Below are 19,908 nucleotides of genomic sequence, written 5' to 3' on the forward strand. Positions count from 1 at the left end.
ATCGTGCGTTTCGCAGACAATTATGGGCGTGTATGAGATATCACTATTCTTTCGAAACTTGTAATACTTTTAGCAAGCTGAAATCGTTGTATGAGGTGCCGGCTTGATCTGGAAGATGCTTAAGCCCCTATGGGCATTTCGCGGTTTCATCCTGGGAAACGTCACCAGGGAGTTTCAGTCCAAATACCGTAACTCATTGCTTGGAGCGGCATGGACAGTGCTCAATCCACTGGCTATGATCTTGATTTACACGGTCATTTTTTCTGAAGTCATGCGCGCGAAGTTACCAGGCGTGGATAGCACTTTCGCTTACAGCATTTACCTTTGCGCCGGCGTACTGACCTGGGGGCTGTTTGCAGAAATAACCAGCCGCGCCCAGAACATGTTTCTGGAACACGCCAATTTACTCAAAAAACTAAGCTTTCCACGCTTGTGCCTGCCCGTGACGGTTGTAGCCAATGCGTTGCTTAATTTTGGTATCGTGTTTGGATTGTTTTCGGTATTTCTGTTGGTGTCCGGCAATTTTCCGGGGTGGGCCTATTTCGCCTTGCTGCCGCTTTTGGTGATCCAGGTTGGATTTGCTATTGGGCTCGGCATCAGCCTGGGCGTATTGAACGTCTTCTTCAGGGATGTCGGGCAGTTTTTTGGTATCTTTATCCAATTCTGGTTCTGGCTGACACCCATCGTTTATTCGGTCCACACCTTGCCTGAATTCGTTCGCCCCTGGCTGGCACTGAACCCCATGGCCAGCCTGATTGCTGCTTACCAGACAATCCTGGTCACAGGTCATTGGCCCCAGTGGCAGACCCTTTGGCCAATCACCTTGCTGGCCTTGCTCTTGTGTGCGCTGGGTTTTCGACTGTTTCGCATGCACTCTGGTGAAATGGTGGACGAACTCTGATGGGCACAATTACTGTTAACAACTTAGGCAAAGCCTACAAACAATATCCGACTCGCTGGGGACGTCTGGCTGAATGGATGCTGCCCGGCAGCAAACTCCGCCACAACCTAAAGTGGGTCATGCAGGATGTCAGCTTTACGATCAACCCTGGAGAAGCAGTCGGCATCATCGGCATCAACGGTGCCGGCAAAAGCACCCTGCTGAAAATGATTACAGGCACCACTCAGCCTACTACCGGCAGCGTGCATATCACCGGCCGGGTCGCCGCCATGCTAGAGCTTGGCATGGGCTTTCATCCTGATTTCACCGGCAGGCAAAATGCCTTCATGGCTGGCCAACTGCTCGGCTACAGCGCCGAAGAAATTGCCCGTCTGATGCCGGAGATTGAAGCCTTCGCCGAGATTGGCGGCTACATCGACCAACCAGTGCGGGTGTATTCCAGCGGTATGCAGATGCGGTTGGCTTTCAGCGTAGCCACCGCCCACCGGCCTGACGTGCTAATTGTGGATGAAGCCTTGTCAGTGGGGGATGCCTACTTCCAGCACAAAAGCTTCGATCGCATCCGTGAATTCCGCAAACAAGGCACCACCTTGCTGATCGTCTCGCATGATAAGCAGGCGATACAATCCATTTGTGACCGAGCTATTTTGCTCAATGCGGGCAAGCTCGCCATGCAGGGCGAGCCTGAAGCGGTCATGGACTATTACAACGCCATGTTGGCCGAGCGCGAAAACCATTTCGTGCGTCAGCATGCTACTGACGATGGCAAGGTGCAAACCATCTCTGGCACAGGCGAGGCTGCGATTGAAGATGTCGCCTTGCTGAATGCAAAGGGCGAGCGGGTAGAAACCATTGGTGTCGGCGCACCGGTGACATTACAAGTCAAATTCATGGTAAACAAGGATATGCCCCGCTTGATGCTGGGCTACATGATCAAGGACAGGCTGGGTCAGACCGTTTATGGCACGAATACCTATCACCTCGGACGTGATTTGGAAAATTTGCAGACTGGAAGTCGCATCGAGTGTCGTTTCAAGTTTGCCGCTAATTTAGGGCCAGGCACTTACTCTATAGCCGTTGCCCTGCACGGTGCAGTCACATGCTTAGGGGGCTATTTCGATTGGCGTGATCGTGCCCTGATATTCAGCGTTGTCAACACAAGTAACAATGATTTTGTAGGTGTGGCCTGGCTGCCACCCCAACTGGAGTGTGAGGTATGAGTGACAATTTCTATCGCGCATTCGAAGAGCGTTATTACGCACCTCGCGAGACCATCAAGACTCTACGCAAACAGTATTTACCTTTCGTCACACCCTTGGTCACTGCATATCAGGGTGCGCCCACCTTCGATATAGGCTGTGGGCGTGGAGAGTGGCTAGAGCTGATGATAGAGATTGGTTTTAAGCCTTACGGCGTCGATCTCGATGAAGGAATGCTAAACGACTGTCTTGAGTTTAACCTTCCATATGAACAGGGAGATGCTGTTGCCTTTCTTGCTACGCTCCCTAGTGAAAGCCAAGTCGTTATTTCTGCCTTTCATGTCGTTGAGCATATAAGCTTTGAGCAGTTGCGAACCGTAGTCTCTGAGTCGCTTCGTGTTTTAAAGCGGGGGGGCTTGTTGATTATGGAAACGCCGAATCCAGAAAATATTATTGTCGCAACACGGAACTTCTACCTCGATCCGACACATCATCGACCGATTCCGCCGCAATTGCTTTCTTTCCTGCCAGAGTACTACGGATTCGAAAGAGTAAAGATATTGAGGCTTCAGGAATCTGCAGAGCTCTCCAGCAGTAAGACACCAACATTACTTAATGTATTAAGCGGTGCAAGCCCAGACTATGCTGTTGTGGCGCAGAAGGCAGGAACAGTAGAACTCTTGACAGCAACAAGCCAAGCCTTCGAAGCCGAATATGGCCTAACGCTAGAAACCCTCGCGGGCAGATATGACCGGCAGGCCGAAGCCAAAGCTCAGCAGACCGAGGCCAAAGCTCAACAGGCCGAAGCTATAGCTCAGCAGGCCGAAGCCCGCGCCACCGAGGCCGAAGCTCACATCGAAGCGATGCAAAACAGCAGGTCCTGGCGCATCACCGCACCACTGCGCTGGACGGTTTCCGCCCTGCTCCGCCTAAGCCCCAACACCTTGAAAGCCCACGCCAAGACCTTGGTTCGCCATGCGGCCAGATATGTTATTGCCCGGCCCAGACTCAGGAATGCTACCGCGGGTTTCCTTGACCGCTATCCCACTGTGAAATCGCGCCTGACACGCATCCTCATTGGTGGCACCGCGCCTCAGATCACCGCCGCGTATGTGCCCACCGACCTTGCCCACCTTACACCCCACGCCCGCCAGATCTACGCCGATCTGAAGGCCGCTATCGAACGCCGTCAGAAGGAGAACAGCTGATGCGCATCGTACTGGACATGCAAGGCGCGCAGACCGAGAGCCGCTATCGTGGCATTGGTCGCTATACCCTGTCGCTGGCCCAAGCCATCGTGCGCAACCGGGGTGAGCACGAAATCATCCTCGCCCTGAGCGGCCTTTTCCCCGATACCATCGAGCCTATCCGCGCCGCTTTCGACGGCCTGTTGCCGCAGGAAAGCATCCGTGTTTGGTATGTTCCCGGCCCGGTGCGGGAGTGCGGGCCGGGCAACGACTGGCGGCGCGAAGTCGCCGAGCGTACCCGCGAGGCATTCCTCGCCAGCCTGCAGCCAGATGTGGTGCATGTATCCAGCCTGTTCGAAGGCTATGTGGATGACGCTGTAACCAGCATTGGCGTGTTCGCCCCGCTGATTCCGACGGCCGTTACCCTCTACGACCTTATCCCCCTGCTCAACCCCGAAACCTATCTCAAGCCCAATCCGAAATATGCGCAGTATTACCAACGGAAAATCGAGCACCTGAAACGTGCAAACCAATGGCTGGCTATTTCCGAATCGGCCTCTTGCGAAGGGCGCGATGCATTGGCGCTCCCGGCTGATGCGGTGGTCAATATATCCACAGCCTGTGATGCCGTATTCCGGCCCATGGAAATTTTGGAGCATGAAAAACAGCAACTCTTGGCACGATTCAGCATCATCCAACCGTTCATCCTGTATTCCGGCGGCGCCGATATTCGCAAAAACCTGCATCGCTTGATTCGGGCCTACGCCCGCTTGCCCAAGCCACTAGGCGATACGCACCAACTGGTGCTGGCGGGCAAGATGCCCGAGGGCGAAGTTGCCGAACTGCGGCAAACCGCCAAATCGGCTGGCATCCGCGACGGTCAACTGCTATTCACCGGCTACGTCACCGACGAAGAACTGGCCCGGTACTACAATCTGTGCACGGTCTTCGTATTCCCATCCTTGCACGAAGGGTTTGGCCTGCCCGCGCTCGAGGCTATGGCATGCGGAGCGGCGGTCATTGGCGCAAATACCTCCAGCATACCGGAGGTCATCGATCGTCAGAATGCCCTGTTCGACCCCTATGACGAGACTGCCATCAGCCAGAAACTGGCCCAGGCGCTTGGTGATGCTGCATTCAGGACCGAGTTGGAGGCGCATGGTCTGGAACAAGCCCGGAAGTTTTCGTGGGACGAAAGCGCGCGGCGGGCGGTTGCGGCATTTGAGTGTCTTCATGCCGAGAGAGAAGCAAACAAGTCCCCAGTCCATGTAACGGTTCGTCGCCCGAAACTGGCCTTCGTTTCCCCTCTACCCCCTGAGCGCACAGGCATCGCCGACTATAGTGCTGAATTGTTGCCTGAGCTTGCCAAATACTACGACATCGAGGTCGTTGTGGCTCAAGAACACGTTGCCGACGCCTGGGTACAGGCCAACTGCCCAATCCGCGACTCTCAATGGCTACGGGCCAATGCGCACCGTATGGATCGCGTTCTATACCAGTTTGGTAACTCACCGTTTCACCAGCATATGCTCGCTTTGGTTGAAGAAGTACCGGGCACCGTGGTGCTGCATGATTTTTTCCTGAGCGGTCTGCTGGCCTACCTGGAAGAACACAGTATTGTCCAACACGTCTGGGTACGGGCGTTGTATCACGCCCATGGCTATTCCGCGGTGCGGGAACGCTATCACGCCAGCAATGCAACTGCCGTAAGGGTGAAATATCCGGTCAATCTGCAGGTTTTGCAGAACGCCCAAGGGGTGATTGTCCATTCCGAGTATTCCTGCAGATTGGCTAAAGAGTGGTATGGAAAAAATTTTGCCGATGGCTGGAGGGTGATCCCCCTTCAGCGGGCGCCCAGCGCAGAACTCAACCGTGCCAAAAGTCGCGCAACTCTCGGCCTGAAGATGGATGATTTCGTGGTTTGCAGTTTCGGTTTCCTGGACCCGACCAAGCTCAACCACCGCCTGCTGGAAGCCTGGCTGCATTCTCGCCTTGCACAAGACGCACGCTGCGTGCTGGTGTTCGTAGGTGAGAGCCACAATGGCGAGTATGGTGCCCAATTACTTGGGGCCATGCGCGCGAGTGGTCTGGAAAAGCGTATCCGTATTACAGGATGGGCCGATATGCCTGCATTCCGGAACTACCTCGCCTCTGCGGACATCGCCGTTCAGTTTCGCACTCTTTCGCGCGGAGAAACATCCGCAGCGGTGCTGGACTGCATGAATCACGCCCTGCCCACCATCGTCAATGCCAATGGATCAATTGCTGATTTGCAGTCCGACACGGTGTGGATGCTACCCGACGCATTCGAGGACAGCCAGCTTGTCGAAGCGCTGGAAACCCTGTGGCAAAACGGCGAAAGACGGGCCGCACTGGGTAAGCGGGCGCAAGAAGCCATTCTGACCCGGCATGCCCCGCACACCTGTGCAGCACAATATGCCGAAGCCATCGAACAGTTTCATGTCCGCGCACAAGGCGACGCTCACTCATTGGTTAATGCCCTTGCCAATCTCAAGGGCCATTCCCCCACAGACGCCGAGTACAGAATCCTTGCGCAAACTATCGCAAAGACGCTGCCAGTCAGGCAGCCCGTACGACAACTATTGCTGGACATATCCGCTATGTGTCGCACCGAGTTGAAAACAGGGATCGAGCGCGTGGCGCGCGCACTGGTCATGGCCATGCTGGAATCACCACCAGCAGCCTACCGGGTCGAGCCTGTTTATTTGACCAACGAGGGTGGTATCTGGCATTACAGGTACGCTAGCCGCTATATCTTAGGTCTGCTCGAATGCCCGTCCGGCGCACTCCTTGACGAGGTTGTGGAACCACGGAACGGTGATGTGTTGCTGGGGCTGGATCTATCCGGCCAGATGTTGATCGAGGCGGAGGCGGCAGGGTTATTCACTTACTACCGAAATGCCGGTGTAGCGGTCCACTTCCTCGTTTACGACCTGTTGCCGGTGCAGATGCCCCAATTCTTCCCGCCTGGGACGGATACAAGCCATGCTAACTGGCTACAAACTATTGCTAAGTTCGACGGGGCTGTCTGTATCTCACGAGCCGTGGCCAATGAACTCACTGCGTGGCTCAAAACCTGCGGTCCGCAGCGTCAACGTGCGTTCAGGATCGGTTGGTTTCATCTCGGTGCTGATGTGGAAAACTCCGCCCCCACCCGCAGCCTGCCAAAGAATGCAGAACAAACACTGGCACAGCTCAGCGCTCGTCCAAGTTTTCTCATGGTCGGCACCATCGAGCCGCGCAAGGGCTATCTGCAAACCCTGGAAGCGTTTACGCAGCTATGGCAGGAAGGCCTCGATATCAACCTCGTTATTGTCGGTACAGAGGGATGGAAAGATTTACCGGGTGACATGCGGCGCACCATCCCCGAAATCGTAAACCGGTTGCGACACCACCCTGAACTCGGCAAACGCCTCTTCTGGCTGGAAGGCATCAGTGACGAATATTTGGAAAAGGTTTATGCCGCCTCAAGCTGTTTGATAGCTGCCAGCGAAGGTGAAGGTTTTGGTTTGCCATTGATCGAAGCGGCGCAACACGGCTTACCTATCATCGCCCGAGATATTCTGGTATTCCGCGAAGTAGCGAGTGAATTCGCATCTTATTTCAAAGGTAGCGAAGCGGCTGATCTGACGATGGTTGTAAAAGAGTGGCTCATAGCATTTAAAGACAAGCAGGATCAATCCACTCAAGGCATTAAATCAAACACTTGGAAGGAGAGTGCTGAATCACTGATGGCCGCCGTGATTGGCGAAAAATGGTATCGTCGACTCGTGCCTTCATCTATCCGCAAGAAGGCCATGGATGAACATCTGAACCTCATCCATAGTGCGCGCGTAAATATGGTCAGCAATTTGCTGCCACCTGGGGACATTATTTTGGATCTGGGAGGGGCAAACTGTCCTCTCTACAAATTGGGTTACCCGCATCGGTTCAAGAAGCTATACCTGATTGACCTGCCGCCCGAAGCACGTCATGACATGTACAAAGAGATTGTAATTGATCCCAACTGCGACGGTGGCGAGGTGGTAATTAAGTATGGCGACATGACGGAATTGGGAAGTTTTCAAGACGAAAGCGTGGATTTCGTCTGGTCCGGCCAAAGCATTGAACACGTTTCTCCTGAGGCTGGAGAGAGGATGTGTCAGGCGGCCTTTCGCGTCCTCAAGAAAGGTGGCGCATTCTGCCTCGACACGCCGAATCGCAGGTTAACTGAGATTCACACTTGTGGGATCGGTGGCGGGTTTATTCACCCAGAACACTGCATCGAATACTACCCTGGGCACCTGAAACAAGTACTGGAGGAAGCCGGGTTTGAAATCAGGCATGCCTATGGAATTTGCGAGATGCCAAACACATTGGCGACGGGGGAGTTTTGCTATGAGGATTTCGTGTATGGCAGTCAGATTGCTGATGATATTGCCAAAGGTTACATTCAATTCTTTCATTGTGTGAAGCCATGAAGCTGATCATCCAGATCCCCTGCTACAACGAAGCAGGCACACTGGCCATCGCATTGGCCGCTTTGCCGCGTCAAGTTCCTGGTTTCGATACCGTCGAATGGCTGGTCATCGACGACGGCAGCCGCGACAACACGGTGCAAATAGCCAGGGTAAACGGTGTCGATCACGTCATCCGCCACACCTGTAACCAGGGCCTGGCGCGCGGCTTCATGACCGGACTAGATGCCTGTCTGAGCTTGGGGGCGGATGTGATCGTCAACACCGACGCCGACAATCAATACAACGCCGATGACATCCCGGCGCTCGTAGCTCCAATCCTTGAACACCGCGCCGATATTGTGGTGGGTGCGCGCCCAATCACTACCATCGAGCACTTCTCGCCGGTAAAGAAGTTGCTGCAGAAACTGGGCAGCTGGGTGGTTCGTGTGGCCAGCAATACCGACATCCCCGACGCCCCCAGCGGCTTCCGTGCCATGAGCCGGACCGCCGCGCAGCGGCTGATGGTGTTCAACGACTACACCTACACGCTGGAAACCATCATCCAGGCCGGGCAGAAAAACATGGCCATCACCTCGGTGCCCATCCGGGTCAACGAAGACCTGCGCCCCTCCCAGCTGGTGAAGAGCATTCCGTCGTACATCAAGCGCAGCATCGTCACCATTGTCCGCATCTTTATTATTTATCGGCCGTTTCGCTTCTTCGGCACCATCGGTTGCGTGTTGTTCGGCGCGGGCTTTCTGATCGGGTTGCATTTTCTGTGGAAGTACTTGGGCGGCGAAGGCGAGGGCCATGTGCAGTCGTTGATCCTGGCCGCCTTGCTGCTCGGCATGGGCTTCCAGACAATTCTCATCGCCTTCGTCGCCGACTTGCTCGCGGCGAATAGAAAGTTGCTTGAAGACGTGCGCTTCAAGACAACAGCATTGTCTCAAAACAAAATTATTGATTTAGAAAACCGTGAAGATGGCTGACCAAAGTGCAGAGGGGCTGCTGTCGTCCTGGCTGCGAAAAAATATTTGGAGGCCGCCATGCCTTATCTGAAGGGGAATGGGAATGATTTTGGCGGTGGATCGGGCGCTCTGGCTGCGCTGGTCGATGCAGACCATTTCCTTGGCGTGGAGGTGGATGATGTTTCGCTACAACAGGCGGGGTCACGCTTCCTGACACGCCGTTTCGTTTCCGGGTTGCCGGAGGCGGCTGAAAAATTCGATTCCATCATTTCGTTGGCGGTGATCGAGCATGTCAATGCTCCAGCACAGTTTCTATACACACTAGCCGTCCATCTCGACGAGTCCACCGCGGCATGTCTTGCCGTCACCACGCCACATGCATCTGTCGACTGGGTTCACGATGTGGGGGCCGCTCTAGGCTTGTTCAGCAAGCATGCCAACAAAGAGCACGAGAATTTGCTGGATCGCGCGAAGTTGGAGATGGCAGGTGCAAAAGCCGGTTTGAAACTCATTTCATATCGGTATCGGCGTTTCTTGTTTGGGGCGAATCAGATCACTGTTTTCGAAAAGGGTCACTGATGAATATGAAGATTTCAGGCGGGGCCAAAGAAAAAGGGATTGTTGTCGGCAACGCCTATGACAAATACGGCTCACGCAACCTGATCGTCAAATGGATGATGGGGGGGTTTGAGTCTGCGTTGTCAGATCTTGTCGCCAAGGCATCCCCCATTGCAATACATGAAATCGGCTGCGGCGAAGGTTATTGGGTGCTGCGCTGGAATAAACAAGGCATGGCCGCAAGGGGGTGTGATTTTTCCATGCATGTGATCGAGCTTGCTCGTGAAAATGCGGTAGGACAGGGCCTGCCTCCTTCGTTGTTCGAGGCCCACAGCATTTATGACCTGGTGGCGAGCCGAGACAGCGCGGATCTTGTCGTCTGTTGCGAAGTGCTCGAACACCTGGAACACCCGGAAGCCGGGTTACAGGCGCTACAGCGGGTGGTTGGCCGGCATTTGATCGTCAGCGTGCCAAGGGAGCCCCTATGGCGCGCGCTCAATCTAGCGCGAGGGAAATACATCGCGGACTGGGGCAATACGCCAGGGCATGTTCAGCACTGGTCAAAGGGCGGGTTTATACGCCTGGTGTCGAAGTATTTCGAGGTGGTTGAGGTGAAGGGCCCGCTGCCTTGGACTATGCTTTTGTGCCGTGCCCACCGGGAGCAGGTGCGCTAAATGTGCGGCATAACCGGGATTATCGGCTCTAGTGCCAAAGATGCCACGTTGCTTAACGCGATGGCACACACAATTCATCACCGTGGCCCCGACCATACCGGGATAATGCGAGAAGCGCGCGTAGCTCTGGCTATGACCCGTCTGTCGATCATTGATATTGCCGGAGGCGTGCAGCCGATGCACTCCAGTGATGGGCGTATTTCCCTGGTATTTAATGGCGAAATCTACAATTTCCGTGAGTTGCGTGCGGAATTGGAGCCTTTGATTGAGTTCAAGACTCGCTCCGACACGGAGGTCATCCTCAATGGTTATTGCATTTGGGGGAAAGATGTCTTTTCACGACTCAACGGTATGTTTGCAGTTGCCCTATTGGACAGGTCCTTACATTTGATGTTATTGGTACGTGACCCGATCGGGGTCAAGCCCTTGTATTTTTACCGCAGCCAGGATTCTATTTATTTTTCTTCGGAAATAAAAACGTTTACTCAGCTTGGCTTGGCAAATCAAGCAAACAGTTCAGCTCTGTACAATTTTCTTGCGGCAGATTATGTATTTAATCCTCATACGGCAATAAAAGACGTAGTCCAAGTGTCACCTGGAGTCATACTAGAAATCGCATATGATAACCTTTCCATGTCGGACTCATGTTATCGCTTGCCAGGTGTGGACATTGCAACAGGAAACCGAAAAAAATCTGTATTAACCAAAGAGGGGACGATTGAAACAATCCGCGGAGAGCTGGAAAATGCCGTCCTCCGACAGACAGTTGCCGATGTCCCCTATGGCTTGTTGCTGTCATCCGGCTTGGATTCGATGGCGATATTGGCGGTGTTACATAAGCATAATCTGACGGACCACCTGAAGACATACACGCTTTTTTTCCCTGATAGCGCTAGTTATTCCGAAGATAAACCCATCAGTCAACTCGCTTCCCGCTGGGGTTTTGAAAGTGTATTGATCCCGCTGGAATCAAAAGATGTGGTTGAACACTGGGAGGATATCTGCACGACCTTCGATAATCTGGAAATGCTGCCTACTTGCATGGCGATATATTTTGCCAGCCAAGTCGCGGGAAAAGACATGCGTGTGCTGCTTTCGGGGAACGGCGGCGACGAATTATTCTTGGGGTATCCCACTTATCGTGCGACCCAGATTGTCAGGCAACTGAGTATGCTGGGCGGTATGTTGGGTGCACTCTTGCCCGTCATCGGCAAGGCCATTCATCCATCGGATTCCTATTTGACTATCGGAGAAAAAATTCAGAGATTCTGCCTTGGGTTTTCTGAAGTACCTGAGTTGGCGCATGTCCAATGGCGTTATGTTTTTACCATTAACGAGATGCGCAGACTTTTGCATGCCGATTACCTGCGTTTGACTGCAAATGAGGTGTATAGGAATCAATTAATTCACTTCGAAGAAGCAAAAAAATATGGCTTCACTGGGATAGATGCCGACTCATGGGCGGACGTTCGATCATGGTTGGTAGATAGTGGCCTATCGATGTGGGATAAGGCTGGCATGAGTGCATCTACGGAAATTCGTGTACCCCTGCTTGACCTTGATCTAGCTGATTGTTTGTTGGCCTTATCCGGGGAGATTCGCTCGGGCGGAAAGGTGGGCAGCAAGCGCTTCCTGAAAAAGATTCTTGAAGATATCGTGCCCCACGACATTTTGTCGTTGCCCAAGCATGGATTCCAACTTCCCATTTCTGCTTGGCTGCGGGGTGAGTTGGGCGTTTTGCTGAAACAATTGACCAGCGAGCTACCCCAGAACGTCTTTAACAAACGAGAGATTGAGCGCTTGTGGGATGAATTTGAAAATCGGCGCGGCAACCATGCGTTGAAGCTCTGGACATTGGGCGTACTGGCCGGTTGGGCTCGTGCGCACAAGGTTGTCTGGTAACGCAGTCGTGCGGCGCTTTATGTTCTTCCTCATGGTGGGTGGCGCGAATACAGTGCTGGGTCTGTCCATCATGTTCATCCTCAACGCAGTTAGTCATAACCCCTATTTTGCGAATGTGGCTGCGTATGTGATTTGCTTTTTTTCGTCGTTCTGGGCGCATGACGCCATCACTTTCAAAGACATCGAAGAAAAAAGACGATGGCGCATCATCCCCTATGTAGCCGTTTATGCTATCTCTTTCCTGGCAAATTATCTTGTTCTGACTCTTGCGCTGAACTTCACAGCATGGCCTGCGGAGGTAATATTCGTTCTTACATCGGTCGTCTTTGCTATAACCTCCTATGGGCTAAGTAAGGCTTTCGTTTTTTCAAAGAAAACAAATGCGCACACTAATTGAAAAAAATGAATGGGTCGTTCTGACTACTATATTCATGCTCGTTACAATGCTCATTTTTTGGCTTACTAGTGCAATAAATGGCCCATTTATTTTTGCGGATGAAGCTGAATATCACTGGCTGGCTAGCGAAATTTTTCATTTCCATAAATTTTACGGACATCAATACAACCCACTCTATCCCCTGCTTATTGCGCCAACATTCTACTTTAACGATTTGGCTACACATTTTTACGCGATTAAGCTCATAAACATAGCTGTGTATGTATCCATTATTTTCCCGGTTTATTTGATGGGTAAAACGATACTGTCCAGTAAGCCACTCGCAATTCTGCTTGCTTTCGTTGCGACACTCGGTCCCATAAGCGCATACAGCCATCTCGTGTGGGCTGACCCGCTGTATTACACCCTTATCTGCTGGAGCTACTATTTCATAGTCAGATATTTGACTCGTGAAGAGACTAAAGACATTTTTTATGCCGGGGTGTTTATTGGTTTGAGCTTTCTTGCGAAGCAGGCAGCATTGTTCTTGCTGATTTCATACTATGTATATGTTGCTTATGCGGCTTTCAGCGGAACCAGGAAGCTTGACAAGAAGGCAATAGGGCTAATATCTCTCGGGGCAGGCTTGGTTGTCCTGCCATGGATTATCAGAAACACTTTCTTTGGAGAAAGTGCCATAGGCTATTCCAGCATGTTCACTGTTTTTTTCGCAGCGTTGAAAAATAATCCACTACAAATTATAGTGGAGTTCACGCGCGGGATAGGGTATTCCATCGGATATTGGATATTCGTTTACTTTGGAGGCGGATTTTTCTTATTACTGTTCGCGGCACTCAAGAGTGATGCGGGTAGCAAAAATGGCACTGGCGCGGACAACCCCCTCGCCAAGATTGTGCTGATGCACTCAATGCTTCTGATGCTTATCTCAGAGCTTTTTCTTGTCGCCTATGGGAAGACCGCATCAGCAAATGGGCGGTATGTTGATGTGATTTACCCTGTTGCTATCATCGTGATTGCCTGGGCGGGACTCAGGCTACAGCGAATGAGCTGGGTGGTTATTGCCGGCTCGGCGTTGGTTTGTTTTGTTCTGCTTTTATTGTTTTCGCCGCTGACTCAGGTGGAGGCATACGGAGTGGTTAACAATTCCGGTGTTTCAATACTGAATTTCTTTTGGCCAGACCAGTTTTTGTGGCAAAGACTTAATCCGTCATTGTCTGAGAAGCTGATCCTCTCCGCGACGCTAACAGCTTTATTAGTGTCCATACTTTCGCTTCGGAAGAATGCAATATGGATAATATGTTTGTGTGGCTTGCTGTTAGGTGTTGGTGCTCAATTTCAAGTCGTGAGACTTGGTAATACGGCCAATCCGATAAACCAGGTATTCCTGGAGTTGGACAAGCAACATATCCCTAGCGATAAGATTGCAATTGATACCGCACTTCAGGAGAGTTCAATTTCATATCATATGAAATTCTGGCATCCCACGAATTTTGCTGCCTCAAAGTACGTTGACCCAATTACTCTTGTTAGAAAGGTATCAATAGATTTTGGGCAGCAAGAAAACAAGGGGGGTAGTAATGAGTTGAAAATATGGGCTCCGTGGAATCCGGAATCAGGTTTCAATGAGAATTTTGGTTCTGGTTTTAGCGATATCACCACATTGAACGCGACAAAATGCCCTGATCTTCCAAAACAAGGAGATTTTGTTTTTGATCACAAGCCATTGGAGTTTAACTTTTCTCTGCCAACTGGTAGCTATGTTTTAAGGGGAAAATCGGCAGATACCCGGTGCTTGGGCGTCGAATCAGATTTTTTCGTTCAAGTTCAGGGTGGCGATGGTGCCAAACTGCATGGCAATGTCGGGTTCATTTTGCCATTCGAGGTGGGTAGTGGAGAGCGAGGGCTAAAGATGTCCTTGAAGCCGGCTGCCAACTCTATGTGGGCTCTTGATGAACTTACTATTGAACTGCGGAACAAGAATTTTAGCCGAGACAGCAATCCTCAATATGTGCTTAGTAAAAGGCTGTTGCCTTTTCCGCAAGTTCTTAGTGTGTTTGGTTATCGCCTTTACAAAACTCAGACGGGTTTTTAGCAAAGGGAAAGGGATGAATTTCTTCGTCTGTGGAGACCCCCGGCTTTCCTTCAATAAAGGACGCGGGTACGCGGTTTTCAAGGGGTCGCTAATAAGCTCAAAGTGGGAATAAACCTTACGCCAGCCAGTGGATTTATTTGAGCATTACAAGAGTTGAAAATCAAAAAAGTGGGAAATCATCGGTTGAAAGCTACTAGCTTACAATTTTAATTACGTACATTGCTAGCCACCTCAGGTTGCATCCCTAAACAGCATACATGCGCATGAAAATACGCACCAATATTGGAAATTATAAATGCTACGCAAAATTGCGAAGATGACAAATAGACACCTAACAGGCGGCGTTGCGCGGCTATTATTTTCGGTTGTTTTTCTTTTTTTTATCCTTTGGAAGGTAGGGGCCGAAAACACATTGTCTAGGATGTCGTCACTTCAATTTGATAAACTTCCTGTCGTAGTAGTACTTCTCCTATTAACAATCTCATTACATACGAAACGATGGATTTGGATGCTTCAATCGATGGGCTATTGCTGGGGGTTTAGAGATGCCTTTCGAGAGACTTGGATAGGATATTTCTTTAATCAACTTCTGCCCTCATCAGTTGGAGGTGATGGCGTTAGAGGCTTGCGACTTTATCGCGCTGGGATACCGGCTGGCGTGGCTGCAAGATCCGTAGTGGCGGAGCGAGTTTTTGGTTTGATGGCATGTGTATTGCTGGCAATCATATCTGTGCCCATCTTGCTTTGGCAAGCGCCTAATGCGCCAGTGACGAAGGGCGTGTGTCTTGTGGTGATATTGAGTATGTTAGGAATGCTATTCGTGTTGCGTCCGAACAGAATAATACTGAAATTTTTGCCTAGCCGGATTGAAAAAGAAGTTGTGGTACTTTCAAAATTAATTAATAAACAATCCTTTTGCAAAATGCTTTCCATTTCAGTTGCGATGCAACTGACGATTGCCGGTTCAATTGGGGTGCTGGGTTTGGGGCTCGGTATTGAAAAAAATCCATTAATTATTGCTATGCTTTTTCAGCCAGTAACACTGATGACGTTGTTGCCAGTCTCGTTTGCGGGCTGGGGAATACGAGAGGGTGCGTTAGTTGCGATATTGGGGGTTGTCGGCGTCCCAAGCATAGAGGCATTGCCACTATCCTTGACCTTCGGCGGCATTTTGCTTTTTATAAGCCTGCCGGGTTGGTTTTTTTACGTTACTGTGAAACTGGTGGTGCCGTGTCATACGTTAAATGCTTCTCCAAAGCTTTGATCTGCCTGGGTAAGGTAGTAAAGGTAGTATTAGAAGCCATTCGCCAAGAATGAATGATATGAAATAATTGGGTAGGTCAATATGGATATCGCTAATGGCGTAACTCAAGGGTTGAGAATAATGAATTTAATAAATACAGATGGTTTAATCGGTTCGCACCGCACATTGGTTTTTACTGCAACATACAATGAGTTAGATAACATACAGTCATTATTGGATGAGATTTGGGATGAAATTCCAGATGCTGACATCTTGGTTGTTGATGATAACTCACCGGATGGAACGGGTACGCTACTTAATCAGATAGCCGCAGTTAAAGAAAATCTCAAGGTTTTGCATCGCCCCCAAAAACTTGGCCTTGGAACAGCGCATCATCTAGCAATGATTTTCGCTATCAAGCATGGTTATGATGTATTAGTCACGATGGATGCCGATCACTCACATGATCCAGCAGACATGACCAATCTAATTGGGAAACTATCTGAAGCCGATTTTGTGGTCGGATCCCGCTATATGCCGGGAGGCGGTTGCGATTATGGCGGCTACAGAAAATTTTTAAGCGTATCAGCTAACAGGGCCGCACGATTACTACTGGGCATCCGGCTTCATGAGTTTACTACGTCTTATCGCGCATTTCGTGTAAGTGCTCTTGCCAAAGTGAATTTTGTAAAGATGCATAACCATGGCTATTCATTTTTTATGGAGTCTGTTTATCGGCTTAACCAGGCTGGACTAAAGCTTGCAGAGATCCCTATTTATTTTCATTATCGAAATGCGGGTAGCTCCAAGATCCCACGTCTTGAGATTATTCGAGGCATGGCGAAGCTTTTTCATCTATGGTCTTCAAATACCTTCCATAAAAGAATGCCAGCAGCTTCTCCGATGATTGAGGATGTTTGTGCCAATTGCCTCTCCAGCTTTATTTCTGAGCGCTATCAACGCCAATTAGAAGCCATTCAGGATTTGAACCACTCAAATACCTTTCGCTGCTCAAGCATGGCTCACACAAGTAAGCCATGTGTTGCAAAGTGTCTACAGTGCGGACTTATGCAAGTTCCGAAATCCGATCACCCAAAAGATCTGGAAGGCCTTTACGCTGATGTTGTCGATAAAGATTATCTGAACAACCTACATGCAAAAAAGAAAACCTTTGCGCGAGCGTACAAACGCATAGAGCCATTTCTACCGCATAAGGGCAATCTGCTTGAAGTGGGTTCATACTGTGGATTGTTCCTCACGGAAGCTAAACGACACGGCTGGAAGATCACTGGTATAGAGCCATCGCGATGGGCTGCAGACTATACTCGGTCAAATTTTGGGCATATTGTGATCAATGACACTCTTGAGGCTGTTGCACCTACCTTGAGAGAGCCGTATGACGTGGTTGTAAGCTGGGACGTTCTTGAGCATGTTCGTGATCCTGCTGAGTGGTTGCGGATAATTAATGGCAAACTAAGAAATGGTGGCACTCTGGCAATCTCGACACTTGACATGGCTTCTTGGTTTCCTCGCTTAATGGGGCGTCGCTGGCCGTGGATTATGGAAATGCATTTGTTTTATTTTGATTCAGTAGTTCTACAGCAGATGCTTCACGAGGCTGGTTTTGAGGTGTTGCTCGTCGAGCCCTATTGCCATTATGCCTCTCTACGCTATGTCTACCAAAAGCTTTGTGCTGCCATCCCGAGGCCTTTTGGATCTGTGCTCTTGGTCGGAAGTAAATTGATACCGGAATGGGTGGTGCCAATCACACTTGGGGATATAAAACTCTACGTTTGTAAAAAGGCTCGCCCACCACTTTCCCAATACAAGCCTGTGCTCCTCTAAGTATTAGAACACAATGAAATTATTAAATACCAGGCTTTACTTATTAGTAGCTCTGCTCATCGGAACAGTTTATGCGCTTAGCATTTTTGAGCCCTCTTTCATTATTGGGAATAACGCCTATTGGACAAAACCTTTTGGTGATCGCATTACCAATCTTATCGGAGCATTATATTTTGCGCATGATAGTTGGCACTTCCCAATTTTTTATGTTCCTACTCTTGCAACCCCCGAAGGGGCGAACATAATCTATACGGATAGCTTGCCCTTGCTTGCCCTTGCAGCAAAAATAATTTTCAAGTTGACTGGAGAATGGTTTAATTATTTTGGTTTATGGTTATTCTTGTGCTTTCCTCTGCTGGCTTTGTTTGTCGCGCTCGCAACAAAGGAAGGTGGTACAAAGAGCATTGCCGCAATAATTTGTGCAATCTTGCTGGCACTTGCAAATCCTGCGTTACTTGTTCGCTTTGGACACGCTGCATTAATGGCCCATTTTCTTATTGTATGGAGCTTTTATCTTTACCTGAGACTGTTACAACACCCAGATAGCCGGAATGTGATTGCGCAATTTTGCATCGTCACGGCCTTATCCGTTGTATTGCAGGCATACTTTTTGTTGATGGTAATGCCTTTTCTTCTCGCGGCTTTAGCCACAGTAGTTAAAACAGGAGAAATGACACTTCGAAACGCAGCAACACGTTTCATTGTGGTGATTGGCGTGGTTCTGGGGACGGCTTGGATATCTGGGATTATCGGTCCGGGAAGCCCATCAGCTAGTGCATGGGGTTTTGGGTATTACTCCATGAACTTGTTATCACCATTCCTCCCTCCCCGCGAACATTTGCCAGAGTTTGTTACACAGTATGTAACTTGGGATGGCAATGGCTATTCGTGGGATGCCACTGGCGGGCAGTATGAGGGATATAATTATCTCGGCTTAGGAGTGCTACTCCTCCTCGCTGTGCATCTTATTGCCTCAAGAAGCATCATAAAACAGGCGCTAAAACGCCATGTATTTCTGCTGGCTGCCTTAATTGGACTGCTTTTGTTGGCGCTGTCCAACCAAATATTCATTGGGAACTGGCATGTTTCTGTAACGCCAATCTTTGCCCAACTAGGAAAGCTTACAGACCATTTTCGGACAGGCGGCAGGCTCTTTTGGCCAATTTACTATGTGTTGGTCATCACGTTAGTTTTGGTGACACTTCAGAGATTTAACCAACGAGTGGCTAAAGTATTGCTGGTCTTGGCAGTAGTTTTGCAGTTGGTAGATACGCAATTATTGCGCCGGAATATGGCAGAGAATATGCATCTGGGCTCTGCTCAAGTGCTGTCTCAGAAGACGTGGAGGCCGCTGTTGGAAGGGCATCAGTTCCTTAAGCAATATCCGTCATTTCAATGTGGGGGGTGGGCTGGGAAATGGCCAGATAACAACGCCAATATGGAGTTACTTTGGCTGGCTGCAAAACTTGATAAACCAAGTAATAGTGCCTATCTGGCTAGGTCAAACCGCAACTGTAAGGATGAATTAGCCGAAGGGCTAAGTTTTAATATAGAAGCGGGAGGTTTATATGTGTTTGGTAATAATTTCCCTATTAATCAAATCGCAGGCTTGCCTAATTTTAGGGAATGGTGTCGAGAGTTTAAGTATGGGGTTGTTTGCTCGCGTAACTGGGTTGCGTTTCCGCAAATTGCTTTTCAACAGGAATTCGTTCGCATTTCAAAGGAATGGGCCCCAGAGTACCAATTAGGCAAGACACTACAGTTCAATGTGAATGGTAATGGAAAATATTTCCTCCAGCGCGGCTGGGGCATGGCAGAGAGTTGGGGGGTGTGGGGAATAGGTAAGCAATCGGTGGTTGTACTTCGTCTACCTGATGCTCCAGAGCGCAACCTTAAGTTGACAGTTAGTGCGCGTGCATTGGTGAATGCTGGTTCCCCTCTTAAAGAGGTTACGGTATTCATTAATGACAAAAAGATCGGGTTATGGAAATACAAACTTGATGAAGAAGGGATTGTAAAACGCACGGCCCTTGTCACTAAGGATGTTTACCAACAAAATAATCTGTTAATAATCAAATTTGTATCAAAAAATATAGAATCGCCAAAGCGTGCTGGAATGTCTGAGGATGTACGGCCCCTCGGTTTGGGCATGGCAGAGTTAGTGTTGTCGGTCGACCAGCCTTAATCAAAATCGTGCAAAAGATTACGGGGCAAGATGTCAACGACCGGGACGTGTCAATGACTTTGAGACACCGGGGTACATTAATTTAGTGTCGATGGATCGGGTGTTTTGTTGAGGGCGAGCTCCACTGGGGTGGATTTATCCAGGCCGCGATGGGCAACTTGGAAGGTTGAGGGCTCTTCCTTGTAGACGTTATGTCCGATACTTTAACTACACACAAAAGCGCATCGCACATTGTGGGAGTGCGTTACAAAGCAGCGTTGATCGATAATGAGCGATACCTGCTTACCTGCTACCTCT

13 protein-coding genes are annotated in these 19,908 nt (G+C 50.0%); all 13 read left to right on the plus strand.

The genetic code is table 11. From position 1 onward, the window contains the following. The first annotated feature begins 115 nt into the window (after positions 1–115). The 13 genes from ACFDAU_RS14410 to ACFDAU_RS14470 all read left to right on the plus strand — a co-directional run bounded on the left by ACFDAU_RS14410 (position 116) and on the right by ACFDAU_RS14470 (position 19,611). Entirely contained in the window at positions 116–901 is a 786-nt protein-coding gene (locus ACFDAU_RS14410; RefSeq protein ID WP_413437593.1) for an ABC transporter permease, read from the plus strand. After that, entirely contained in the window at positions 901–2,121 is a 1,221-nt protein-coding gene (locus ACFDAU_RS14415) for an ABC transporter ATP-binding protein (RefSeq protein WP_413437594.1), read from the plus strand. The genes ACFDAU_RS14410 and ACFDAU_RS14415 overlap by 1 nt, the downstream gene beginning before the upstream one ends. Next, positions 2,118–3,308, plus strand: coding sequence for a class I SAM-dependent methyltransferase (locus tag ACFDAU_RS14420; RefSeq protein ID WP_413437595.1), 1,191 nt, complete (start codon positions 2,118–2,120; stop codon positions 3,306–3,308). Before ACFDAU_RS14415 ends, ACFDAU_RS14420 begins: the two co-directional genes overlap by 4 nt. Continuing rightward, positions 3,308–7,768, plus strand: coding sequence for a glycosyltransferase (locus ACFDAU_RS14425; protein ID WP_413437596.1), 4,461 nt, complete (start codon positions 3,308–3,310; stop codon positions 7,766–7,768). The genes ACFDAU_RS14420 and ACFDAU_RS14425 overlap by 1 nt, the downstream gene beginning before the upstream one ends. Continuing rightward, positions 7,765–8,736, plus strand: a complete 972-nt coding sequence (locus ACFDAU_RS14430; RefSeq protein ID WP_413437597.1) for a glycosyltransferase family 2 protein — start codon at positions 7,765–7,767, stop codon at positions 8,734–8,736. The genes ACFDAU_RS14425 and ACFDAU_RS14430 overlap by 4 nt, the downstream gene beginning before the upstream one ends. A 45-nt stretch (positions 8,737–8,781) precedes the next feature. Further along, on the plus strand, positions 8,782–9,294 hold the full coding sequence (locus tag ACFDAU_RS14435) for a methyltransferase domain-containing protein (protein WP_413437598.1): 513 nt from the start codon (positions 8,782–8,784) through the stop codon (positions 9,292–9,294). Further along, positions 9,294–9,947, plus strand: coding sequence for a class I SAM-dependent methyltransferase (locus ACFDAU_RS14440; protein WP_413437600.1), 654 nt, complete (start codon positions 9,294–9,296; stop codon positions 9,945–9,947). Before ACFDAU_RS14435 ends, ACFDAU_RS14440 begins: the two co-directional genes overlap by 1 nt. Further along, entirely contained in the window at positions 9,948–11,849 is a 1,902-nt protein-coding gene (asnB, locus tag ACFDAU_RS14445) for an asparagine synthase (glutamine-hydrolyzing) (protein ID WP_413437601.1), read from the plus strand. A gap of 7 nt (positions 11,850–11,856) precedes the next feature. Beyond that, positions 11,857–12,246 carry a GtrA family protein gene (locus ACFDAU_RS14450; RefSeq protein ID WP_413437602.1) on the plus strand — a complete coding sequence of 130 codons (390 nt, stop codon included), beginning with the start codon at positions 11,857–11,859 and terminating at the stop codon, positions 12,244–12,246. Next, complete coding sequence (locus ACFDAU_RS14455) at positions 12,230–14,338, plus strand: ArnT family glycosyltransferase (protein WP_413437603.1); 2,109 nt, start codon at positions 12,230–12,232, stop codon at positions 14,336–14,338. The genes ACFDAU_RS14450 and ACFDAU_RS14455 overlap by 17 nt, the downstream gene beginning before the upstream one ends. A 295-nt stretch (positions 14,339–14,633) precedes the next feature. Next, the gene (locus ACFDAU_RS14460; protein WP_413437604.1) at positions 14,634–15,602 is read left to right on the plus strand and encodes a lysylphosphatidylglycerol synthase transmembrane domain-containing protein; all 969 of its coding nucleotides are present in this window, start codon (positions 14,634–14,636) and stop codon (positions 15,600–15,602) included. Between the two features lie 81 nt (positions 15,603–15,683). Then, positions 15,684–17,426 (plus strand): methyltransferase domain-containing protein, encoded by a 1,743-nt coding sequence (locus tag ACFDAU_RS14465; protein ID WP_413437605.1) that lies wholly within the window; start codon positions 15,684–15,686, stop codon positions 17,424–17,426. 13 nt (positions 17,427–17,439) lie between these two features. Beyond that, entirely contained in the window at positions 17,440–19,611 is a 2,172-nt protein-coding gene (locus tag ACFDAU_RS14470) for a DUF6311 domain-containing protein (RefSeq protein WP_413437606.1), read from the plus strand. Positions 19,612–19,908 lie beyond the last annotated feature (297 nt).

The sequence above is a fragment of the Sulfuriferula sp. GW1 genome, from assembly GCF_047300855.1.
In the GTDB taxonomy this organism is placed as follows: domain Bacteria; phylum Pseudomonadota; class Gammaproteobacteria; order Burkholderiales; family Sulfuriferulaceae; genus Sulfuriferula.

Bases quoted from the DNA above. Each gene is read 5' to 3' on its own strand.
- ACFDAU_RS14410 (WP_413437593.1), top strand. From the start codon at position 116: ATGCTTAAGCCCCTATGGGCATTTCGCGGTTTCATCCTGGGAAACGTC.
- ACFDAU_RS14415 (WP_413437594.1), top strand. From the start codon at position 901: ATGGGCACAATTACTGTTAACAACTTAGGCAAAGCCTACAAACAATAT.
- ACFDAU_RS14420 (WP_413437595.1), top strand. From the start codon at position 2,118: ATGAGTGACAATTTCTATCGCGCATTCGAAGAGCGTTATTACGCACCT.
- ACFDAU_RS14425 (WP_413437596.1), top strand. From the start codon at position 3,308: ATGCGCATCGTACTGGACATGCAAGGCGCGCAGACCGAGAGCCGCTAT.
- ACFDAU_RS14430 (WP_413437597.1), top strand. From the start codon at position 7,765: ATGAAGCTGATCATCCAGATCCCCTGCTACAACGAAGCAGGCACACTG.
- ACFDAU_RS14440 (WP_413437600.1), top strand. From the start codon at position 9,294: ATGAATATGAAGATTTCAGGCGGGGCCAAAGAAAAAGGGATTGTTGTC.
- asnB (WP_413437601.1), top strand. From the start codon at position 9,948: ATGTGCGGCATAACCGGGATTATCGGCTCTAGTGCCAAAGATGCCACG.
- ACFDAU_RS14455 (WP_413437603.1), top strand. From the start codon at position 12,230: ATGCGCACACTAATTGAAAAAAATGAATGGGTCGTTCTGACTACTATA.
- ACFDAU_RS14460 (WP_413437604.1), top strand. From the start codon at position 14,634: ATGCTACGCAAAATTGCGAAGATGACAAATAGACACCTAACAGGCGGC.
- ACFDAU_RS14465 (WP_413437605.1), top strand. From the start codon at position 15,684: ATGGATATCGCTAATGGCGTAACTCAAGGGTTGAGAATAATGAATTTA.
- ACFDAU_RS14470 (WP_413437606.1), top strand. From the start codon at position 17,440: ATGAAATTATTAAATACCAGGCTTTACTTATTAGTAGCTCTGCTCATC.